The sequence below is a fragment of the Streptomyces aquilus genome (genome assembly GCF_003955715.1).
Taxonomy (GTDB): Bacteria; Actinomycetota; Actinomycetes; order Streptomycetales; family Streptomycetaceae; genus Streptomyces; species Streptomyces aquilus.
The window spans coordinates 2,328,647-2,347,221 of record NZ_CP034463.1; the positions used below are offsets into that span (position 1 = coordinate 2,328,647).

Below are 18,575 nucleotides of genomic sequence, written 5' to 3' on the forward strand. Positions count from 1 at the left end.
GTACCTCTTGCATCGGGGGCGGGGGGTCAGTGGCCGCGCCTGCCCCCGGCCGACCAGGACAAACCGGGAAGTGGTTCAGTTCACAACCATTCCGTACGATCACCCCCTCCGGTCCGTAGGATCACCGCCGACGCTTCACAACGATGCTGGGGGGACGGCTGTGGAACGACCGGACGACAGACGCGCGTCGGCGCTGCGCTTCGCGACGGAGCTGGTGGCGTGGGTCGCCGCGCCCTGGGCGCTGGCCTCGTGCTCCTGGGCTCTGGCGGTCCTCGCGGTGGTGGTCCTCATCGGCCTGCCGACCGTGTTCGCCACCCCTGGCGACAAGGCTCAGGTGATCGTCCCGGTGCCCGGCGCGGTCACGATCCTGCTGGTGCTGCTGCAACTCCTCGCGGCGGTGGTGGCGGCGTGGTGGGCCTGGCCGGTGTGGGCGGCGGCGCCGGTGTCCGTGCTGGCCGCCGCGACCCTCGTCACCGAGCAGCCGCGCTGGCGATGGCTGCTGACCGGCGTCGGCGGGTGACTGTCGGTGCCGTACGGCATGATGCGAGGCGTGACCGGACGACTGATGCTTCTCGACACCGCCTCGCTCTATTTCCGCGCCTACTTCGGCGTCCCGGAGTCCGTGAAGGCCCCGGACGGCACACCGGTGAACGCCGTGCGCGGGCTGCTGGAGTTCATCGACCGCCTGGTCAAGGACCACCGCCCCGATGAGCTGGTGGCCTGCATGGACGCCGACTGGCGCCCCCAGTGGCGAGTCGACCTGATCCCCTCCTACAAGGCCCACCGCGTCGCCGAGGAGCACGAGGCGGGGCCGGACGAGGAGGAGGTGCCGGACACGCTGTCGCCGCAGGTGCCGGTCATCGAGGCCGTCCTGGACGCGCTCGGCATCGCGCGCGTGGGCGTCGCCGGGTACGAGGCGGACGACGTGATCGGCACGTTCACCGGGCGGGCGAAGGGCCCGGTCGACATCGTCACCGGCGACCGCGACCTGTACCAGCTGGTGGACGACGCCCGCGGCATCCGCGTGCTGTACCCGCTCAAGGGCGTGGGCACGCTCCAGCTCACCGACGAGGCATGGCTGCGCGAGAAGTATGGGGTCGACGGGCGGGGGTACGCGGATCTGGCGCTGCTGCGCGGCGACCCGAGCGACGGCCTGCCGGGCGTGCCCGGCATCGGGGAGAAGACGGCGGCCAAGCTGCTGGCCGAGTTCGGCGACCTGGCCGGGATCATGGCGGCGGTCGACGACCCGAAGGCGAAGCTCACGCCGTCGCAGCGCAAGCGCCTGGACGAGTCACGGCCGTATGTCGCGGTGGCTCCGAAGGTCGTCCGGGTCGCGGACGACGTCCCGCTGCCGGACGTCGACACGACCCTGCCGCGCGGACCGCGCGACCCGGCGGCGCTGGAGGAGCTGGGCGCCCGCTGGGGCCTCGGCGGCCCGCTGAAGCGGCTGCTGACGACCCTGGCACCGTGAATCATCTTTCCTGCTGGGCGAATTACCTTCTCAGCAGCCGGGAGAGGCGTTCCCGGTCTTGGCCTAATCTTGCCTTCGGCCAAGGGGTGTGGTGCAGGGGGGAGATGCTAACTTAGGTAAGCCTAAGCATGGGAGCAGGGAGGCCGCCATGGCAGAACGACCGGGACGCAAGCCGCGGAAGCCGCATTCCGCGCAGGTCGTCCGCACCGAGCGACTGACCCCGCACATGCAGCGGGTGGTGCTCGGTGGCGAGGGGCTCGCCGAGTTCGCGGCGGACACCTGCACCGACCATTACGTCAAGCTGCTGTTCCCGGCCGGGGGTGCCGTCTATCCCGAGCCCTTCGACGTGGAGCGGATCCGCGAGGAGTTCCCGCGCGAGCAGTGGCCGGTGACCCGCACCTACACGGTCCGCCACTGGGATGCCGAGCACCGCGAGATGACCCTCGACTTCGTGATCCACGGTGACGAGGGCCTCGCCGGCCCGTGGGCCATGCGGGTCCAGCCGGGCGAGACCGTCCACTTCATGGGCCCGGGCGGCGCCTACGCCCCCGACGGGGCCGCCGACTGGCATCTGCTCGTCGGTGACGAGAGTGCGTTGCCCGCGATCGCCCGTTCCCTGGAGGCGCTGCCCGACGGTGCCACCGCGTACGCCTTCGTCGAGGTGGCCGGTCCCGAGGAGGAGCAGAAGATCGACTCCGACGTGGAGGTCGTCTGGCTGCACCGCGGGGACCGCCCGGTCGGCGAGGCGCTGACCGATGCCGTGCGGGCGCTGGAGTTCCCCGAGGGGCGGGTGCACGCGTTCGTGCACGGCGAGGCGCACTTCGTGAAGGAGCTGCGGCACCTGCTGCGGGTCGAGCGGGAGATCCCCCGCGAGGACCTGTCGATCTCCGGCTACTGGCGCCTCGGCCACAACGAGGACGGCTGGCAGGCCTCGAAGCGGGAGTGGAACGCCCGGATCGAGAGCGAGCAGGAGGGCACGCCGGCGGCGTAGCTCGGCGGTCAGTAGGTTTCGGGAGGGCGCCGAGGCGCCCTCCTTCGCCTTTCCCGCCGCACCGACCGCTGATACGGCGCCACAGCGACCGCTGATACGGCGCCACAGCGACCGCTGATTCGGCACTACACCGACCGCTGATACGGCGCTACACCGACGCTGATACGGCACTACACCGACCGCTGATACGACCTGAACGTCCGTATCGACAGCCACACCGCCACCACCGCGAGCCCCAGCAGCGCCCCGCCGCGCGCCAGGACCGCGCCCCAGTCCGGGTCCGCCGACAGTGCCGAACGACCGGCCACCATCGCCCAGTTGAGCGGGTTGAAGTCGGCGACGTGCCGGATCCAGGACGGCATCTGGCTCGGCGCCATGAAGGCGGAGGACAGGAACGTCAGCGGCAGCAGCAGGAAGGTGTTGATGCCGATGATCGACTCCCGCTCCCGCACCAGCATCCCCAGCGCGTTGGAGAACGCCCCGAAGACGGTGCCGAGCAGGACCGAGGCGAGCACCAGCACCGCGACGCCCGCGATCCCTCCGGGGTAGTCCGCCCCGCCCAGCAGCCCGAGCAGCACGATGACGACCGACTGGAGGGCGGTGACCAGGCCGTTGTTGACGACGTTGCCGTTCATCAGCGCGGTCCGGCTGACCGGCGTGGTCAGGAAGCGGTCGAGGGTGCCGCGCTGGATCTCGTCGAGGGTGGTCATCCCGGCCCACATGTTGGAGCTGAGGGCGCTCATCACGACCACGCCCGGGACGAGGTAGTCGAGGTAGGAGGTGGTGCCGAAGCCGCCGAGCTCGACGACATGGCGGAACAGGCTGCCGAACAGGAACAGCCAGAAGACCGGCTGGATCAGCGTGATGATCGCGAAGGCGGGCTGCCGTACGAACACCATGAGTTGACGCTGTGTCATGTACCAGGTCTGGGCGACGGCGGCGCTCATCGCTCACCTCCCGCGAGGACGAGTTCGTCGGTCTGCGTGTAGCGGCGGCCGGTGTACCGGAGGTACACGTCGTCGAGCGAGGGGCGGGCGACGGTCGCGGCGGCGACGCCGACCCCGGCCCGCTCCAGGGCGCCGAGCAGGGTGGGCATCGCGGCCGCCCCGTCGTCGGCGCGGACGCTGGCGCGGTGGCCGTCGACCACCACCTCGTGCACGCCCGGCAGTCCGCCGAGGGCGCCCTTGAGCAGCGTGCGACCGGCTTCGCCGACCGTGGCGCGCAGTTCCAGATGGACGGCGTCGCCGCGGAGTTCGCCCTTGAGGGCGTCGGGGGTGCCTTCGACGACGACCCGGCCGCGGTCGACGATCGCGACGCGTTCGGCGAGCCGGTCGGCCTCTTCGAGGTAGTGCGTGGTGAGCAGGATGGTCAGCCCCTCCTCGCCGGCGAGCCGGCCGATCTCGTCCCACATCGCACCGCGGGCCTCCGGGTCGAGGCCGGTGGTGGGCTCGTCGAGGAAGAGGACCTGAGGGCGGTGCACCAGCCCGAGGGCCACGTCCAGTCGGCGTCGCATGCCGCCGGAGTAGCCCTTGACCTGGCGGTTCGCGGCATCGGCGAGGGTGAAGCGGTCGAGCAGCCCGGCCACCCGGCGGTCGAGATCGGCGCCGGTCAGGCCGTGCAGCCGCCCTTGGAGCCGGAGGTTCTCGCGACCGGTGGCGACGGGGTCGGCGCCGGAGTTCTGGGCGACCACGCCGATCGCGCGCCGGACCCGGTCCGGGTGGCGCAGCACGTCATGACCGGCGACGGTGGCGGAGCCGGAGTCGGGGCGGGCCAGGGTGGTGAGGATCTTGACGGTGCTGGACTTGCCGGCGCCGTTGGGGCCGAGGAGCCCGAAGACCGTGCCGGGTTCGACGGTGAGGTCCATGCCGTTGAGGGCGGTGACGTCACCGGGGTAGGTCTTGATCAGCTGACGCGCCTCGACTGCGGGCGCACGGGTGGTCATGGCAGGTGCTCTCCTGGGTGAGCGGATGACAGCTGATCCGCTGGAGGGGCACCGGGCTATCCTGGGTGTGCCGCACCTCGATCGCCTGGATGTGCCTCACGGCGGATTCAGCTCGGGGTTCGAGGCCCTGGCACCGCTGCTGCAACAGCCGTGCCGGGGCCTGTTCTTGTTCTGCCTCTTGTTCGGCTTCCTTGTTCGGCTTCCTTGTTCAGCCTCTTGTTCGGCTGCCGGTTCAGGTCACGTCTCGTGCAGGGCCTTCCACTCCTCGATCCGGGGCAGTGCGCCTGCCTTGAGCTCGTCGAGGAAGCCGCGGACCCACTCCGCCTCCGCCTCCACCATATGGAGCTGGAACTCGTTCTCCACGAGGAAGAGCCGGGGCAACGTCTCCGACAGCTTCTCCAGCGCGCCGCGGTCGGCGGCCGCCTTGACCAGCAGGGCTTCGAGCCGCTCCTCCAGCAGGGTCACCACGTCGTCCGGGTGCAGCACGCCGAGCAGCGAGAGCGCGGTCTCGAAGATCGGGTACTCCTTGGCCGGGTAGGCGACCAGGTCCGACATCCACTCGGTGGTCTCCTGACGGCCTGCCGCCGTGATGCCGTACACCGTGCGCTCGGGCCGGTTGCCCTGCCGCTCCACGTCCGTGATCTCGACGAAGCCGTGCTTCTCGAGGCTCTGCACGACCGTGTAGAGCGAGCCGTAGTTGATCTTCGTGCTGGAGTCCTTGCCCTGGCGGCGCAGGGTCTGGGCGATCTCGTAGGGATGCATCGGCTTCTGCCACAGCGTCGCCAGCACGGCGAGCGCCAGGGGGTTGCGGAGCTTGCGTCGCCGCATGGGTCCGATCCACCTCACATCCTCACCCGAGTCCGAATATCCGTAGCCGAACATATCGCGAGCCGCGACCGACCGTCAATAGACACGATGTATCGCGTTCTGGTGGTCCGCGCAAGGGCGTGAGGAGTTGGGACCGCCATCGACATGGCCGCGTCATCGGGGCGAAACAGCCTCTCCTTAATTTCTGTCGCCTGACAGGAATACCGCGTCGAAGGCAGGTGCCTCCGTGACGACCACCACCCCGTCCGACGTCCGCCCCGATCCACCGCACTCCCCCGACGACCGCTCCCTCGCCGAGTTCGGCTACCGCCAGGAGCTCCACCGCAGCCTCGGCAAATACGCCTCGTTCGCGGCCGGGTTCTCCTTCATCTCCGTCCTGACGACCGTCTTCCAGTTCTTCGCCTTCGGGTACGCGTTCGGCGGCCCCGTCTTCTTCTGGGCCTGGCCCGCGGTGCTGCTCGGGCAGCTGATGGTGGCCGCCTGCTTCGCCGAGCTGGCGGCGCGCTATCCGATCTCGGGCGCGATCTACCAGTGGTCGTCCCGGCTGTCGAACCTCACCTTCGGCTGGTTCGCCGGCTGGATCATGGTGATCGGGCAGATCGTGGTGGTCGCGGCGGCGGCCCTGGCGCTCCAGATGGTGCTGCCCGCCATCTGGTCCGGCTTCCAGCTGATCGGCACCGACCCGGCACCGACCTCGGCGGACGGCGCGGCCAACGCGGCGCTGCTCGGGGTGGTCCTGCTGGCGCTGACGACGCTGGTGAACGTCCTGGACAACCGCGTGATGTCCGTGATCAACCGGGTCGGTGTGACCGCCGAGATCATCGGCGCGGTCCTCATCGTCGTCCTGCTGCTCACGCACTCCGAGCGCACGCCGGGCATCACCTTCCACACCGAGGGCGCGGCGCAGAGCGGCCTGTTCGGGGCGCTGCTGGTCGGTTCGTTCACGGCGGCGTACGTGATGATCGGCTTCGACAGCGCGGGCGAGATGAGCGAGGAGACGCACCATCCGCGGCGCACCGCTCCCCGTACGATCCTCACCGCGCTGGGCGCGGCGGGGCTGCTCGGCGGGCTGATCGTGCTGGGAGGCCTGCTGGCGGCGCCCAGCCTCAGCGACGGGCACCTCGGCGTGGACGGGCTGAGCTACGTCCTCACCAGCAGCCTGGGCGACGGGGTGGGCAAGGTGCTGCTGGCCGACGTGGTGGTGGCGATCGCGGTGGCGACCCTGGCGATCCAGACGGCGGCCTGCCGGATGCTGTTCTCCATGGCCCGTGACGGCCAGCTGCCCTTCTCGGCACGGCTCGCCCGGGTCAACTCCCGCACCGGCATGCCGACCGCGCCCGCCCTGGTCGTCGGCGTCCTCGCCGCCGCCCTGCTCCTGCTGAACTTCGCCTCACCGGACGCGTTCCTGGCCATCGGCACGACCTGCATCGTGATGCTGTACCTGGCGTACGCGATGGTCACCGGCCCGCTCCTGGTCACCCGCCTCCGCGGCCGCTTCACCACCACCGGCACCGACGAGACCGGCGCGCCCCTGTTCTCCCTGGGCCGCTGGGGCGTCCCGGTCAACGCCCTGGCCCTGCTCTACGGCCTCCTCATGGCCGTCAACCTGGCCTGGCCGCGGGCGGCGGTGTACGACCCGGCGGGCGGTCACTGGTGGTTCCAGTGGTTCACGGTGCTGTTCCTCGGCGTGACCGTCGCGGCGGGCGTGGCCTACCGGGCGTACAAGGCCCGTACGACGGTCGCCGCGGAGGCCGTCGCCCCGGCGTGACGATCTACCCTGGCCGGTGATGAGACGCAAGAACCGGATTCCGCCCTCTCCCCTCCCGCAGCGCGAGGGGGTGGACCCGGTGCGCGTGCGGCTGCCCCCCGAGGGGCCGTGGACCACGGTCCGCGAGCACCTCGTGGAACGGCTCAGCGGGGCGGGGGCGGGGGTCGTCGACGGGATGTTCACGGCGGGGCAGGTCGTCGACGCGGCCGGCCGTGCCGTGTCGCCCGAAGCGGCGTACGTCCCCGGCATGTACGTGTGGTTCCACCGCGAGCTGCCGGACGAGCCGGCCGTGCCGTTCCCGCTGACGGTCGTCCACCAGGACGAGCACATCGTCGTCGCCGACAAGCCGCACTTCCTGGCCACCACCCCGCGCGGCAGCCATGTCGCCGAGACCGCGCTCGCCCGGCTGCGCCGGGAGCTGGACATCCCGACGCTCGGTGCCGCGCACCGGCTCGACCGGCTCACCGCCGGCCTCGTGCTGTTCACGGTCCGCCCCGGGGAACGGGGCGCCTACCAGACCCTGTTCGCCGAACGGCGGGTCCGCAAGGAGTACGAGGCGGTGGCGCCGTACGATCCCTCGCTCGCCCTTCCGCGGACCGTGCGCAGCCGGATCGTGAAGGAACGCGGGATACTGGCCGCCTATGAGGTGGCGGGCGAGCCCAACGCCGTCAGCCGGGTCGAACTCATCGACCACCGAGGCGAGTTGGGCTGGTACCGGCTGCTGCCGGCCACCGGGCAGACCCATCAGCTGCGCGTCCACATGAACGCCCTGGGCCTGCCCATCCTCGGTGATCCGCTGTATCCCGTGGTGGCCGACGCCGTGCCGGCCGGTGACTTCCGGCGACCGCTGCAACTGCTGGCACGCTCACTGGAGTTCACCGATCCGGTCACGGGGGTGGAGCACCGGTTCCACAGCGCCGCGACGCTGCGAGCCTGGTCCTCCTACTCCGACTGGGCCGGTCAGTAGCCCCGCCACCAGCGCAGGAACCGCTGCCAGGCGCCCTTCGGCCGTGCGGGCTCGGGCGCCGGCAGAGGCGGCGGCGGTGCCGTGGGCACAGCCGGCTGGGGCTCCGCCGCCACCGGCGTCACGGGGGCCGCCGGCTCGGACGGTTCCGTGCCGAGCTGCCACGGGGGCCGCTGCTGGGGCACCGGTGCGTGGCCCGGCTTCTGCATGATGTCCTGCTGCGGCTTGGGCTCGAACCGGACGGGCAGCTCCACCAGATGCCGCGAGGAGATCGACTGCCGCCACTCCAACTCGTCCTCGTCGCAGTCGAGTTGGACGTCCGGGAGCCGCATGAGCAGCGCGTCGACACCGGTGTCGGCGATGCCACGGGCGATGTCCTGACCGGGGCACTCGTGCGGGCCGCCGCCGAAGGCGAGGTGGGAGCGGTTGCCCTGCATGTTGGCGTCGAGGTCGGGACGTACCCGGGGGTCGACGTTGCCCGGCGCGATGCCGAACAGCAGGCCGTCGCCCTTGCGGATGCGCTGGCCGCCCAACTCGGTGTCCTGCTTGGCGTAGTAGGCGAAGACGGTGCTGAACGGCGGCTCGTCCCACAGGGACTGCTCGACCGCCTGCGGGACCGTCATCTGGCCGCCGTTGAGCCGGGCGCGGAATCCGGGGTCGGTGAGGACCATGCGGATGACGTTGCCGATGAGGTTGACCGTGGCCTCGTAGGCGGCCATGAGGACGAGCCAGAGGTGGGTGGTGACCTCGTCGTCGGTGAGTTTCGCCGGGTGCAGGACGAGGTGGCTGGCGAAGTCGTCGTGCGGGTCCTTGCGGCGGCGTTCGGCGAGCCCCTGGAGGACGCCCATGACGTACCCCTGGCTGGCGTTGGCGGTCTCGGTGCCCTTGAGGAGGTCGCGGGTGGCCTGGACGAGCCGGTCGTTGTACTCGTCCGGCATGCCGAGGATCTCGCACAGGATGGCCATCGGCAGATGCTCGGCGAACTGGCTCATCAGGTCGGCCTCGCCGGTCTCGCAGAACTCGTTGACCAGGCGCTGGGTGTGGCGGTTGATGTGGCGGCGGATGGCGCGGTAGTCGATGGTCGACATGGCGCCGGTGACCGCGCCGCGCAGCCGCAGGTGCTCGTCGCCCTCGGCGTAGGAGCAGATGGGCGCCCAGGCGATGTGCGGCATCATCGGGTGGTCGGGCTTGACCATGCCCTCGATCTGCGGGGTCCAGATGCGGCTGTCCCGGCAGAAGTGCGAGGGCGTGCCCACCAGATGGAGGTTCTCGGCGTGGCCGAGCACGATCCACATGGGGACGTCGTCGTGGAGCAGTACGGGCGCCACCGGGCCGTGTTCCTCGCGGAGTTTCTCGTAGAGCCCTTCGAGGTCCTCCGCGTCGGGGCCGTACAGCCGGTGCAGTCCCCCGGGGCCGCGACCGTGGGCGGGGCAGCCGGGGGGCGGGCCGGCGAGGGGGCCGGCTCCGGTCAGGGAGTGGGGTTCAGGCGTCACAGTGGTTGCTCCGAAGTGGATCCGGTTGCAGGGGAGTTGAGGTCGGGTGGCGGCGCCCGTCAGGGGTCGGGCGTCAGGTGAGCGCGCCCGTCATGGCGAGCGAGTGCAGGAAGCGCATCAGGGTCATCAGCACGTCGCGGCTGGACGCCCGGCGGCGCGCGTCGCACTCCACGATGGGGATCTCCGGGGCCAGGTCCAGCGCGGTGCGCAGATCCGCCATGGGGTAACGCGGCCCGTCCGGGAAGCTGTTGACGGCGACGACGAAGGGCACTCCGCGCTCCTCCAGCCGTCCTATGACGTCGAAGCTGACCTCCAGGCGGCGGGTGTCGACGAGGACCACCGCGCCGAGCGCGCCTTCGAACAGGCCGTTCCACAGGAACCAGAAGCGTTCCTGGCCGGGGGTGCCGAACAGGTACAGCACGAGCTGGTCGGTGATGCTGATCCGGCCGAAGTCCATGGCGACGGTGGTGGCCGTCTTGGTGTCGGAGCCGAAGTTGTCGTCGACGCCGATACCGGCCTGCGTCATGGTCTCCTCGGTGGTCAGCGGCCTGATCTCGCTGACCGAGCCGACCATCGTCGTCTTGCCGACTCCGAAGCCGCCCACGATCACGATCTTCACCGCGGCCTGGGCCGTGTGCGGCAGATGATCCTCTGTGCGTGGTCCGGGGATGGTGTCAGAGCCTTTGAAGTCCATGCATCACCGCTTCGAGAAGGGAACGGTCGGGGAGCGCCTGCCGGACGATCGGGGCGCGCGCCTGCACCAGTTCGGCCGTCAGCATCTCGGTGAGCAGTACGGTCACCACGCTGAACGGCAGGTTGAGATAGGCCGAGAGCTCGGCCACCGACAGGGGGGCCGTGGTGAGCCGGAGCATCGCCGTCTGCTCGGGCGTCGCGGAGGGCGGTGGGTCGGCGCGCGCCACGATTAAGGTGACGAGGTCGAGGTCGGCACGTTCGCCGTCCGGTCCCGCGACCACGTAGAGGCGTTCGGGCGGGCGCTTTCCGCCGCCCGCCCCCTCGGGTTTGGGGACCGGTTCGACGAGTTCGGGGCTGGGGTGTCGCCGCTGGCGTTGCGGAGGAGTCATACGGTCTGGCCGTTGCGCCGGGGCGGACTGGTCAGATGGGCCCCGATCCGGACGACCAGGTCGCGCATTCTGTTGCTCATCAGTCCCGGTTCGGCGACGACGTCGGACAGGACGGCGAGGTAGGCGTTGGGGCCGGCGGCCATCAGATAGAAGTAGCCGCCGTTGATCTCGATGAGGACCATCTTCATCCGGCCGTCGCTGCCCGGGATCTCGTGGGCCACGGCACCGGCCAGGCTCTGGAGCCCGGCGCAGGCCGCGGCGACGCGGTCGGCGGCGTCCGGGTCGCCGCCGTGGCGGGCGATGCGCAGGCCGTCGGCGGAGAGCACCACGATCATCTCGATGCCCGGTACGCCATCGGCGAGATCCTTGAGCATCCAGTCGAAGTTGGCGCGCTGCTGGATCACTTGTGGTCCCTCTCGTCGTCGGCCTCGATGCGGGCCGGCTCGGTGGTCTGCTGGGTGAATGCGGTCGGGTCCGGGTCGCCCTTGAGTCCGTTCCAGAACGCCTCGACCCACAGGCCGGGTTCGGGTTCCTTCTGCTCCGGCTCGGGGGCGGGGGCGGGCGTCGACCAGATGGACGGCTTGCCCTCCCGCTCGGCCTTCTCCGCGGCGGCCTGTTCGGCGAGCCGCTGGCTGAGCGGGACCTTGACCCGGCTGCGGCGCTGCGGCAGCCCGCCCGCGGTCCATTCGGTCACCTCGGGGACCTCGTCCGTCATGGACACGGTGGCCGGGATACGGGGGCTGGTGGGGCGGCGCCTCTTGGGTGCGCGCTTGGGACCTTCGAGCGCACCTTCGGTCTTCGGCACGGCACCGGCGCCGATGCCGTGGGCGAGTCCGGGAGCGGGCTCCTCGGTCATCATCTCGCGCGGCACGATGAGCACGGCGCGGACCCCGCCGTACGCCGAACTGCGCAGCGAGACCTGCATGTTGAACTGGGTGCACAGACGTCCTACGACGGCCAGGCCGAGCCGCGGGGTGTCGCCGAGGTCCTGGAGGTCGACGCCGGCCTTGGCCCGCTCCAGCATGCCCTCGGCCTTGTTCCGGGCCTCCTCGCTGAAGCTGACGCCGGCGTCCTCGATCTCGACGGCGACGCCGGTCTGCACCTCGGTCGCGGTGACGTGGACCTTGGTCTGCGGCGGCGAGTAGCGGGTGGCGTTGTCCATGAGTTCCGCGACCGCGTGGATGACCGGTTCGACGGAGATGCCGCGGATGTTGACCTGGGCGATGGAGTCCAGCTTGATGCGGCGGTACTCGAGGATGCGGGACATGCCGCCGCGCAGCACGCTGTAGAGCGGGACGGGGTCGGGCCACTGGCGGCCGGGGCGGCCGCCGCCGAGCACGGAGATGGAGTCGGCGAGGCGGCCGATCAGCGCGGTGCCGTGGTCGATGCGCAGGAGGTCGTCGAAGACCTCGGGGTTGCGGCCGTGGTCCTCCTCCATCTCCCGCAGTTCGTTGTTCTGCTGGTGGACGATGGCCTGGACGCGGCGGGCGATGCTGACGAAGTTGCGCTGGGCGGAGTCGCGCAGGGCTTCCTCGCTGTCGATGATCTGGAGGACCGTCTGGAGCACCCTCAGCTGCGCCTCGGGGAGTTCGCGGTAGGAGGGGTCGATGTCGCCGATGCGGCGAATCACCTCACCGGGGGAATTTCCGGATCGCAACCGGTGGATCGCGTCGGGCACGATCTCCTTGGCGAAGCGGAGCAGCTCGGCCTCGTGGGAGGCGACCCGGCGTTCCAGATACGCAGTGTGACGGGCGTGCTCGGCCCGCAGGTCACGCAGGGCCCGGCCGCGACGTACCGCTTCGGCCGCCACCGCGAGCACCAGGAGCATGGCGACGCCGCCGCACCAGCCGACGGCCGTACGGGCGGGCTCCGACACGGCGGCGGCTGCGGCTCCGGTCGCCGCGGCCATCAGTATCGCGGGCAGCAACAGCACGCGCGCATAGGGAAGTTCACGGCGTCCGGGAGGGGATTGAACACTCACCATGTAGGCCCTCTGAAACATATCGGCTGGGAGGCGCATATTTGGGGAACAAGCGACCGAATACATCTCAACTCGGTGCGCTGCGGGCGAGCTTAGTCCGACCGGATCATCGCCGTGTCATATTCAGCAAGCACCTGAAATCGCCCCCGCGACAGGAGTACCCTCGACTCCATTTACACGCTGAGCCGCCATTCGCACACGGTGCGTCACGGCGTACGGGCATGCGAAAGCCACTCACCGTGATGAGTGAAGGCCCGCTTCCGACAGGGCGGTTCAGACCCCGGCGATGCGCAGCGCCGCGTCGGCCGTCGCCTCCGCGAACACCGACACCGGGCGTTCGGGGTCGGAGCGGTGGACGAGGATGACGCCCTCGATCAGCCCGAAGACCAGGTCGGTGCGCAGGTCGAGCTCGCTCTTGGCGAGCGCGCCGCCGGCCTCGGTCGCGGCGAGCAACTGCCGGTAGGCGTCCTTGAGTTCGGCGCGCACGGCACGGAACCCGGCGAATCGCTCGGCGCGCACCTCGGGCAGCAGGTACAGGCCGCCGAGGTTGTGCGGGCCGCCGCACAGCAGCTCGACGTCGGCGCGGCACAGCTCCCAGAGGCGGTCCGCGGCCGGTTTCGCGTCGTCGGCGAGGAGGTCACGGGCGTAGCCGAGGGACGGGGTGACCGTGGACTCCAGGAGCTGGGCGAGCAGCTCCTCCTTGCCGGAGACGTAGTGGTACATGGAGGCCTGCCGCATGCCCGCGCGCTCGGCGACCGCCCGCGTGGTGGTGGCCGCGTAGCCGCGGGTGGTGAACAACTCGGCGGCCGCGGCGAGGAGTTCGGCACGCGGCTCCAGACCGCTGTCCGCCCGCTGCGCGGCCCGCGGCCTGCCGACCCGTCGTCCACCTGTCGTTCCCATGCGTTCGATCCTCGCACAGGGCGCCACCTGGTGATCCACACGCCGAAGGGGCCATCGAGGTGAGCCCTCGGTAACCGCCCCGCAACACCCGGGCAACCCCCGTGACCCGACCCGCGCCTAATTTCTGTCGCACGACAGAAATACCCCGCAGGAAGCCCCTCATGAGGTTTCCCGGAGCCGGAGGTCCCGCGATGGCGACAGCGACCACGTACGGAGCGCGCGATCACGCCCGCGCCCAGGAAGGCACGCGCACCGAGGCCATGCCAGTGGTGCCCGCCGCCGACTGGCCGGAGCCCCCCTGCGAGGCGGGCCATCTGGTGTGGGCCGAGACGGTCGCGGGCGGCAACTACACCCACCGGGTGCTCGCCCGCGGCACCGAACTGCGCCTGACCGACCTGCGCGGCGACGCCTGCGCCCACCTCCTGCTGTACGCGGCGGACCGCCCCTGGGAGCGGCTGAACGTCGCCGACACGGTGAAGGTGCAGTGGAACGCCTACCTCGGCGAAGGACAACTGCTCCTGTCCGACCAGGGCCGCGTCCTCGCGACCGTGGTCGCCGACAGCTCGGGCCGGCACGACGCGCTGTGCGGCACCTCCACCCTCGTCCGCAACACGAAACGCTACGGCGACGGCACCCCGCAGTCCGCCTCCCCCGCCGGACGCGAGCTGTTCAAGCTGGCGGCGGCCAAGAACGGCCTCGAGCCCCGCGATCTGCCCCCGTCGCTCTCCTTCTTCCAGGGCGTGGAGGTCCGCGAGGACGGCGCCCTGGACTTCACCGGCTCGGCCGGTCCGGGCGGCAGCGTCACCCTGCGGACCGAGCAGGACGTCACCGTGCTGATCGCCAACGTCCCGCACCCGGCCGACCCGCGCCCCGACTACGTCAGCACCCCGCTGGAGGTCCTCGCCTGGCGGGCCGCCCCGACCGCGCCCGGCGACCCCCTGTGGGACGCCACGCCCGAGGGCCGCCGCGCCTTCCTCAACACCGCCGAATTCCTCACCGCCAGGGGGCTCGCATGACGTCCGTGGTTCCCGCGAAGGCCCTCGTCCCCGTGAAGGCCGTCGTTCCCGCCCGCGCCGCCTGGTCGTCCGTCGTACGGGCCGGTGAGACGCTCACCATCACCGACCTGCACGGCAACCAGGCCGTCGACTTCCTCGTCTACGACGCCCACGACACGTCCGTCCGCTACAGCGCGCCCGACACCGTCCACGCCCAGGGCGGCATCTTCCTCACCACCGGCAGCGTGCTGATGTCGAACGAGCACACGCCGCTGATGACGGTCGTCGCCGACGACGTCGGCCGCCACGACACGGTCGGCGGCGCCTGCTCCAAGGAGTCCAACACCCTCCGCTACGGCCACCACACCTGGTCGCAGCACGCGTGCGTGGACAACTTCCTCGCCGAGGGCGCCCGCTACGGCCTCGGCAAGCGCGACCTGGTCTCCAACATCAACTGGTACATGAACGTGCCGGTCGAGAAGGACGGCACGCTCGGGATCGTCGACGGCATCTCGGCACCGGGCCTCTCCCTCACCCTGCGCGCCGAGTGCGACGTCCTCGTGCTCGTCTCCAACTGCCCGCAGATCAACAACCCCTGCAACGGCTTCGAGCCGACGGCGGTGGAGATGACGATCGGGGCCGCCGGATGAGTTTCGACACGCTGCTCGTCGCGAACCGCGGGGAGATCGCGGTACGGATCATCCGCACGGCACGGGAACTGGGCCTGCGCACGGTCGCCGTGTACTCCGACCCGGACCGCTCGGCGGCCCACGTCCGGCTCGCCGACACGGCCGTACGGCTGGGGCCCGCGCCCGCGAAGGAGTCGTACCTCGACGCCGACCTGGTCCTGAAGGCGGCGAAGGACACCGGCGCGGGCGCCATCCACCCCGGGTACGGCTTCCTGTCCGAGGACGCCGACTTCGCGCGGCGCTGCGAGGAGGCCGGGATCGTCTTCGTCGGCCCGACGCCGGAGCAGCTGGAGCTGTTCGGCGCCAAGCACACGGCGCGGGCCGCGGCCGAGGCGGCGGGGGTGCCGCTGGCGCCGGGCACGGGCCTGCTGGCCTCGCTGGACGAAGCCCTCGCGCGGGCGTCGGCCATCGGCTACCCGGTCATGCTCAAGGCGACCGGCGGAGGCGGCGGTATCGGCATGTCGGCATGCCGGTCCGCCGAGGAGCTGACCGACGCCTGGGACCGCGTGCAGCGCGTCGCCGCCGCTTCCTTCTCCTCCGCGGGCGTCTTCCTGGAACGCCTCGTCGAGCACGCCCGCCACGTCGAGGTCCAGGTCTTCGGCGACGGCGAGGGCCGGGTCGTCACCTTCGGCGACCGCGACTGCTCCCTCCAGCGCCGCAACCAGAAGGTCCTGGAGGAGGCCCCGGCACCCGGCCTCCCCGACCACGTGCGCGAGCGACTCGCCGCCAGCGCCCGCGACTTGTGCGCCTCCGTCGGCTACCGCTCCGCCGGGACCGTCGAGTTCGTCTACGACGCCGCCCGCGAGGAGGCCTACTTCCTGGAGGTCAACACCCGCCTCCAGGTGGAGCATCCGGTCACCGAGGAGATCTACGGCGTCGACCTGGTCGCCTGGATGCTGCGACTGGCCGGCGGCGAGACGGACGTCGTCCGCGACCCCGGCCCACCGCGCGGCCACGCCGTCGAGGCCCGCGTCTACGCCGAGGACCCGTCCCGCGAACACCGCCCCAGCGCGGGGCTGTTGACGCGGGTGGAGTACCCGCCGGGCGTCCGCGTCGACGGCTGGGTGGAGACGGGCACCGAGGTGACGACGTCGTACGACCCGATGCTCGCGAAGGTCATCGCGTACGGCTCCGACCGCGCCCACGCGCTGCGCCGCCTCGACGAGGCGCTGGCCCGCACCCGCGTCGACGGCATCGAGACCAACCTGGGCCTGGTCCGCGCCGCCCTCGCCGACCCGCGCTTCACCCGGGCGACGCACTCGACGGCGACCCTGGCGAGCATCACCGACCCGACCCCGCGCATCGAGGTCGTCTCCGGCGGCACCCTCACCACCGTGCAGGACTGGCCCGGCCGCACCGGCTACTGGCAGGTCGGCGTGCCCCCGTGCGGCCCGATGGACGACCGCGCCTTCCGGCTCGGCAACCAGGCCCTCGGCAACCACGAAGGCGCGCCAGGCCTCGAATGCACCCTCCAGGGGCCGTCGTTGAGGTTCACCCACCCGACGACGGTGTGCGTCACGGGCGCCCCGGCCGAGGTCACCGTGGACGGCGTGCCGGTCCCCCAGTGGGAGCCGGTGACGCTACCCGCCGGGTCGCTGCTGGCCGTGGGCGCACCCGCCGAGCACGGCCTGCGCACCTACGTCCTCTTCGCCGGCGGCCTCGACGTCCCCGCCTTCCTCGGCAGCGCGAGCACCTTCACGCTGGGCCGTTTCGGCGGGCACGGCGGCCGGGCGCTGCGCACCGGTGACGTCCTGCACGGCGGGTCGGTCACCACCGGCACACCGGTCACCGACCGGCCGTCGTACGGCTCGACCTGGCACATCGCCGCCGTCGAAGGCCCCCACGCGGCACCGGAGTTCTTCACCGAGGACGACATCCGCGACTTCTACGCCGCCGACTGGAAGGTGCACTTCAACTCGGCGCGCACCGGCGTCCGCCTCGTCGGCCCGAAGCCCCGCTGGGCCCGCACGGACGGCGGCGAGGCGGGCCTGCACCCGTCCAACATCCACGACACCCCGTACTCGGTCGGCGCCGTCGACTACACCGGCGACATGCCGGTGCTGCTCGGCCCGGACGGCCCCTCGCTGGGCGGCTTCGTGTGCCCGGCGACGGTCCTGAGCACCGAGCGCTGGAAGCTGGGCCAGCTGCGGCCGGGCGACACGGTCCGCTTCGTACCCGTGGACGCCGACGGCTCACCCCGCCCGGAGATCGTGGACGGCGGCATCCTCGCCCGCGACGGTGACGTGACCTACCGCCGCAGCGGCGACGACAACCTGCTCGTCGAGTTCGGGCCGATGCAGCTGGACCTGGCGCTGCGCATGCGCGTCCACGCCCTGATGGAGGCGGTGGCCGAGGCGGTGCCGGACGGGGTCACCGACCTCACGCCGGGCATTCGCTCCCTCCAGATCCAGACGGACCCACGGCGCCTGCCCCAGCACGAACTCCTCGCCGCCGTACGGGAGATCGTCGACGCGCTCCCCCCGACGGACCAACTCGTCGTCCCCTCCCGCACGGTCCACCTCCCGCTGTCCTGGGACGACCCGGCGACCCGGGAGGCGATCGCCCGGTACATGGCGGGCGTCCGCGACGACGCGCCCTGGTGTCCGTGGAACATCGAGTTCATCCGCCGCGTCAACGGCCTGGACTCGGTGGACGACGTCTACCGCACGGTCTTCGACGCGGAGTACCTCGTACTGGGCCTGGGAGACGTCTACTTGGGCGCCCCGGTCGCCACGCCCCTGGACCCCCGCCACCGCCTGGTGACGACCAAGTACAACCCGGCCCGCACCTGGACCGCGGAGAACTCGGTCGGCATCGGCGGCGCCTATCTCTGCATCTACGGCATGGAAGGCCCCGGCGGCTACCAGTTCGTGGGCCGTACGACCCAGGTGTGGTCGGGATGGCAGCAGCGCGGCGCGTTCGAGCCGGGGTCCCCTTGGCTGCTGCGCTTCTTCGACCGGATCAAGTGGTACCCGGTCGACGCGGAGGAACTCCTCGACCTGCGGGCGGACATCACCTCCGGCCGCTTCGTGCCCCGTATCGAGGAGGGCACCTTCTCCCTCGCCGAGTACCAGGCGTTCCTGGGCGACAACGCCGAGTCCATACGGGAGTTCAGGACCCGCCAGCAGGGGGCCTTCGCCACCGAACGGGACGCGTGGGAAGCGGCGGGCGAGTTCACCAGGGCGGAGGCCGCGGCGGCACCGCCGGCTCCCCCGGCGCAGGTCACCGTCCCCGAGGGAGGGCACCTGATCGAGGCAGAATTCGCCGCCTCCGTATGGCAGTTGAATGTCTCGTCCGGCGACGAGGTGACGGCCGGACAACCGCTGCTCGCGCTGGAGGCGATGAAGATGGAGTCCAGGGTGCACGCGCCGGTCGACGGCGTGGTGGCGGAGATCCTGGCCAGACCGGGCGACCAGGTGGAGGCCGGTACGGCGTTGCTGGTCCTGTCCCCCACCACCAACCGAAAGTGAG

17 protein-coding genes are annotated in these 18,575 nt (G+C 71.2%); 8 read left to right on the top strand and 9 right to left on the bottom strand.

Annotation, left to right across the window (positions count from 1 at the left end):
• The first annotated feature begins 160 nt into the window (after nt 1-160).
• From EJC51_RS10760 to EJC51_RS10770, 3 genes are all read left to right on the top strand, one after another.
• Nucleotides 161-520: a hypothetical protein gene (locus EJC51_RS10760; RefSeq protein ID WP_126270856.1), complete on the top strand. Its 360-nt coding sequence runs from the start codon at nt 161-163 to the stop codon at nt 518-520.
• 21 nt (nt 521-541) lie between these two features.
• Complete coding sequence (locus EJC51_RS10765; protein ID WP_244363370.1) at nt 542-1,471, top strand: 5'-3' exonuclease; 930 nt, start codon at nt 542-544, stop codon at nt 1,469-1,471.
• Nucleotides 1,472-1,619: 148 nt separating this feature from the next.
• Nucleotides 1,620-2,462 carry a siderophore-interacting protein gene (locus EJC51_RS10770; RefSeq protein WP_126270858.1) on the top strand — a complete coding sequence of 281 codons (843 nt, stop codon included), beginning with the start codon at nt 1,620-1,622 and terminating at the stop codon, nt 2,460-2,462.
• A gap of 170 nt (nt 2,463-2,632) precedes the next feature.
• Here EJC51_RS10770 and EJC51_RS10775 read toward each other — a convergent pair whose 3' ends face one another.
• The 3 genes from EJC51_RS10775 to EJC51_RS10785 all read right to left on the bottom strand — a co-directional run bounded on the left by EJC51_RS10775 (nt 2,633) and on the right by EJC51_RS10785 (nt 5,232).
• Nucleotides 2,633-3,409 (bottom strand): ABC transporter permease, encoded by a 777-nt coding sequence (locus EJC51_RS10775; RefSeq protein WP_126270859.1) that lies wholly within the window; start codon nt 3,407-3,409, stop codon nt 2,633-2,635.
• Entirely contained in the window at nt 3,406-4,404 is a 999-nt protein-coding gene (locus EJC51_RS10780) for an ATP-binding cassette domain-containing protein (protein WP_126270860.1), read from the bottom strand. Before EJC51_RS10780 ends, EJC51_RS10775 begins: the two co-directional genes overlap by 4 nt.
• A gap of 237 nt (nt 4,405-4,641) precedes the next feature.
• Nucleotides 4,642-5,232, bottom strand: coding sequence for a PadR family transcriptional regulator (locus tag EJC51_RS10785; RefSeq protein ID WP_126270861.1), 591 nt, complete (start codon nt 5,230-5,232; stop codon nt 4,642-4,644).
• Between the two features lie 226 nt (nt 5,233-5,458).
• Between EJC51_RS10785 and EJC51_RS10790 the strand changes: the two genes are divergently transcribed.
• Together EJC51_RS10790 and EJC51_RS10795 are read left to right on the top strand one after the other, a co-directional pair.
• A complete protein-coding gene (locus EJC51_RS10790) occupies nt 5,459-7,000 on the top strand; it encodes an amino acid permease (RefSeq protein WP_126270862.1) in 1,542 nt (513 codons plus the stop codon).
• 19 nt (nt 7,001-7,019) lie between these two features.
• Entirely contained in the window at nt 7,020-7,967 is a 948-nt protein-coding gene (locus EJC51_RS10795; protein WP_126270863.1) for an RluA family pseudouridine synthase, read from the top strand.
• On the opposite strand, the gene EJC51_RS10800 is transcribed toward EJC51_RS10795, so the two are convergent.
• The 6 genes from EJC51_RS10800 to EJC51_RS10825 form a co-directional block, all read right to left on the bottom strand.
• The gene (locus EJC51_RS10800) at nt 7,961-9,457 is read right to left on the bottom strand and encodes a cytochrome P450 (RefSeq protein WP_126270864.1); all 1,497 of its coding nucleotides are present in this window, start codon (nt 9,455-9,457) and stop codon (nt 7,961-7,963) included. The genes EJC51_RS10795 and EJC51_RS10800 overlap by 7 nt on opposite strands.
• Nucleotides 9,458-9,530: 73 nt before the next feature.
• Nucleotides 9,531-10,151 (bottom strand): GTP-binding protein, encoded by a 621-nt coding sequence (locus EJC51_RS10805; RefSeq protein WP_126270865.1) that lies wholly within the window; start codon nt 10,149-10,151, stop codon nt 9,531-9,533.
• Nucleotides 10,132-10,539, bottom strand: a complete 408-nt coding sequence (locus EJC51_RS10810) for a DUF742 domain-containing protein (RefSeq protein ID WP_126270866.1) — start codon at nt 10,537-10,539, stop codon at nt 10,132-10,134. The genes EJC51_RS10805 and EJC51_RS10810 overlap by 20 nt, the downstream gene beginning before the upstream one ends.
• A complete protein-coding gene (locus EJC51_RS10815) occupies nt 10,536-10,943 on the bottom strand; it encodes a roadblock/LC7 domain-containing protein (protein WP_059196512.1) in 408 nt (135 codons plus the stop codon). The genes EJC51_RS10810 and EJC51_RS10815 overlap by 4 nt, the downstream gene beginning before the upstream one ends.
• Nucleotides 10,940-12,523: a sensor histidine kinase gene (locus tag EJC51_RS10820; protein ID WP_126270867.1), complete on the bottom strand. Its 1,584-nt coding sequence runs from the start codon at nt 12,521-12,523 to the stop codon at nt 10,940-10,942. The genes EJC51_RS10815 and EJC51_RS10820 overlap by 4 nt, the downstream gene beginning before the upstream one ends.
• A gap of 270 nt (nt 12,524-12,793) precedes the next feature.
• Nucleotides 12,794-13,420: a TetR/AcrR family transcriptional regulator gene (locus tag EJC51_RS10825; RefSeq protein WP_126270868.1), complete on the bottom strand. Its 627-nt coding sequence runs from the start codon at nt 13,418-13,420 to the stop codon at nt 12,794-12,796.
• A gap of 191 nt (nt 13,421-13,611) precedes the next feature.
• Between EJC51_RS10825 and EJC51_RS10830 the strand changes: the two genes are divergently transcribed.
• Genes EJC51_RS10830 through EJC51_RS10840 form a run of 3 tightly spaced genes read left to right on the top strand, consistent with a single transcriptional unit; the run spans nt 13,612 to nt 18,574 of the window.
• Complete coding sequence (locus EJC51_RS10830) at nt 13,612-14,436, top strand: urea amidolyase associated protein UAAP1 (RefSeq protein ID WP_126270869.1); 825 nt, start codon at nt 13,612-13,614, stop codon at nt 14,434-14,436.
• Nucleotides 14,433-15,065: an urea amidolyase associated protein UAAP2 gene (locus EJC51_RS10835; protein WP_126270870.1), complete on the top strand. Its 633-nt coding sequence runs from the start codon at nt 14,433-14,435 to the stop codon at nt 15,063-15,065. Before EJC51_RS10830 ends, EJC51_RS10835 begins: the two co-directional genes overlap by 4 nt.
• Nucleotides 15,062-18,574, top strand: a complete 3,513-nt coding sequence (locus EJC51_RS10840; RefSeq protein ID WP_126270871.1) for a 5-oxoprolinase/urea amidolyase family protein — start codon at nt 15,062-15,064, stop codon at nt 18,572-18,574. The genes EJC51_RS10835 and EJC51_RS10840 overlap by 4 nt, the downstream gene beginning before the upstream one ends.
• Nucleotide 18,575 lies beyond the last annotated feature (1 nt).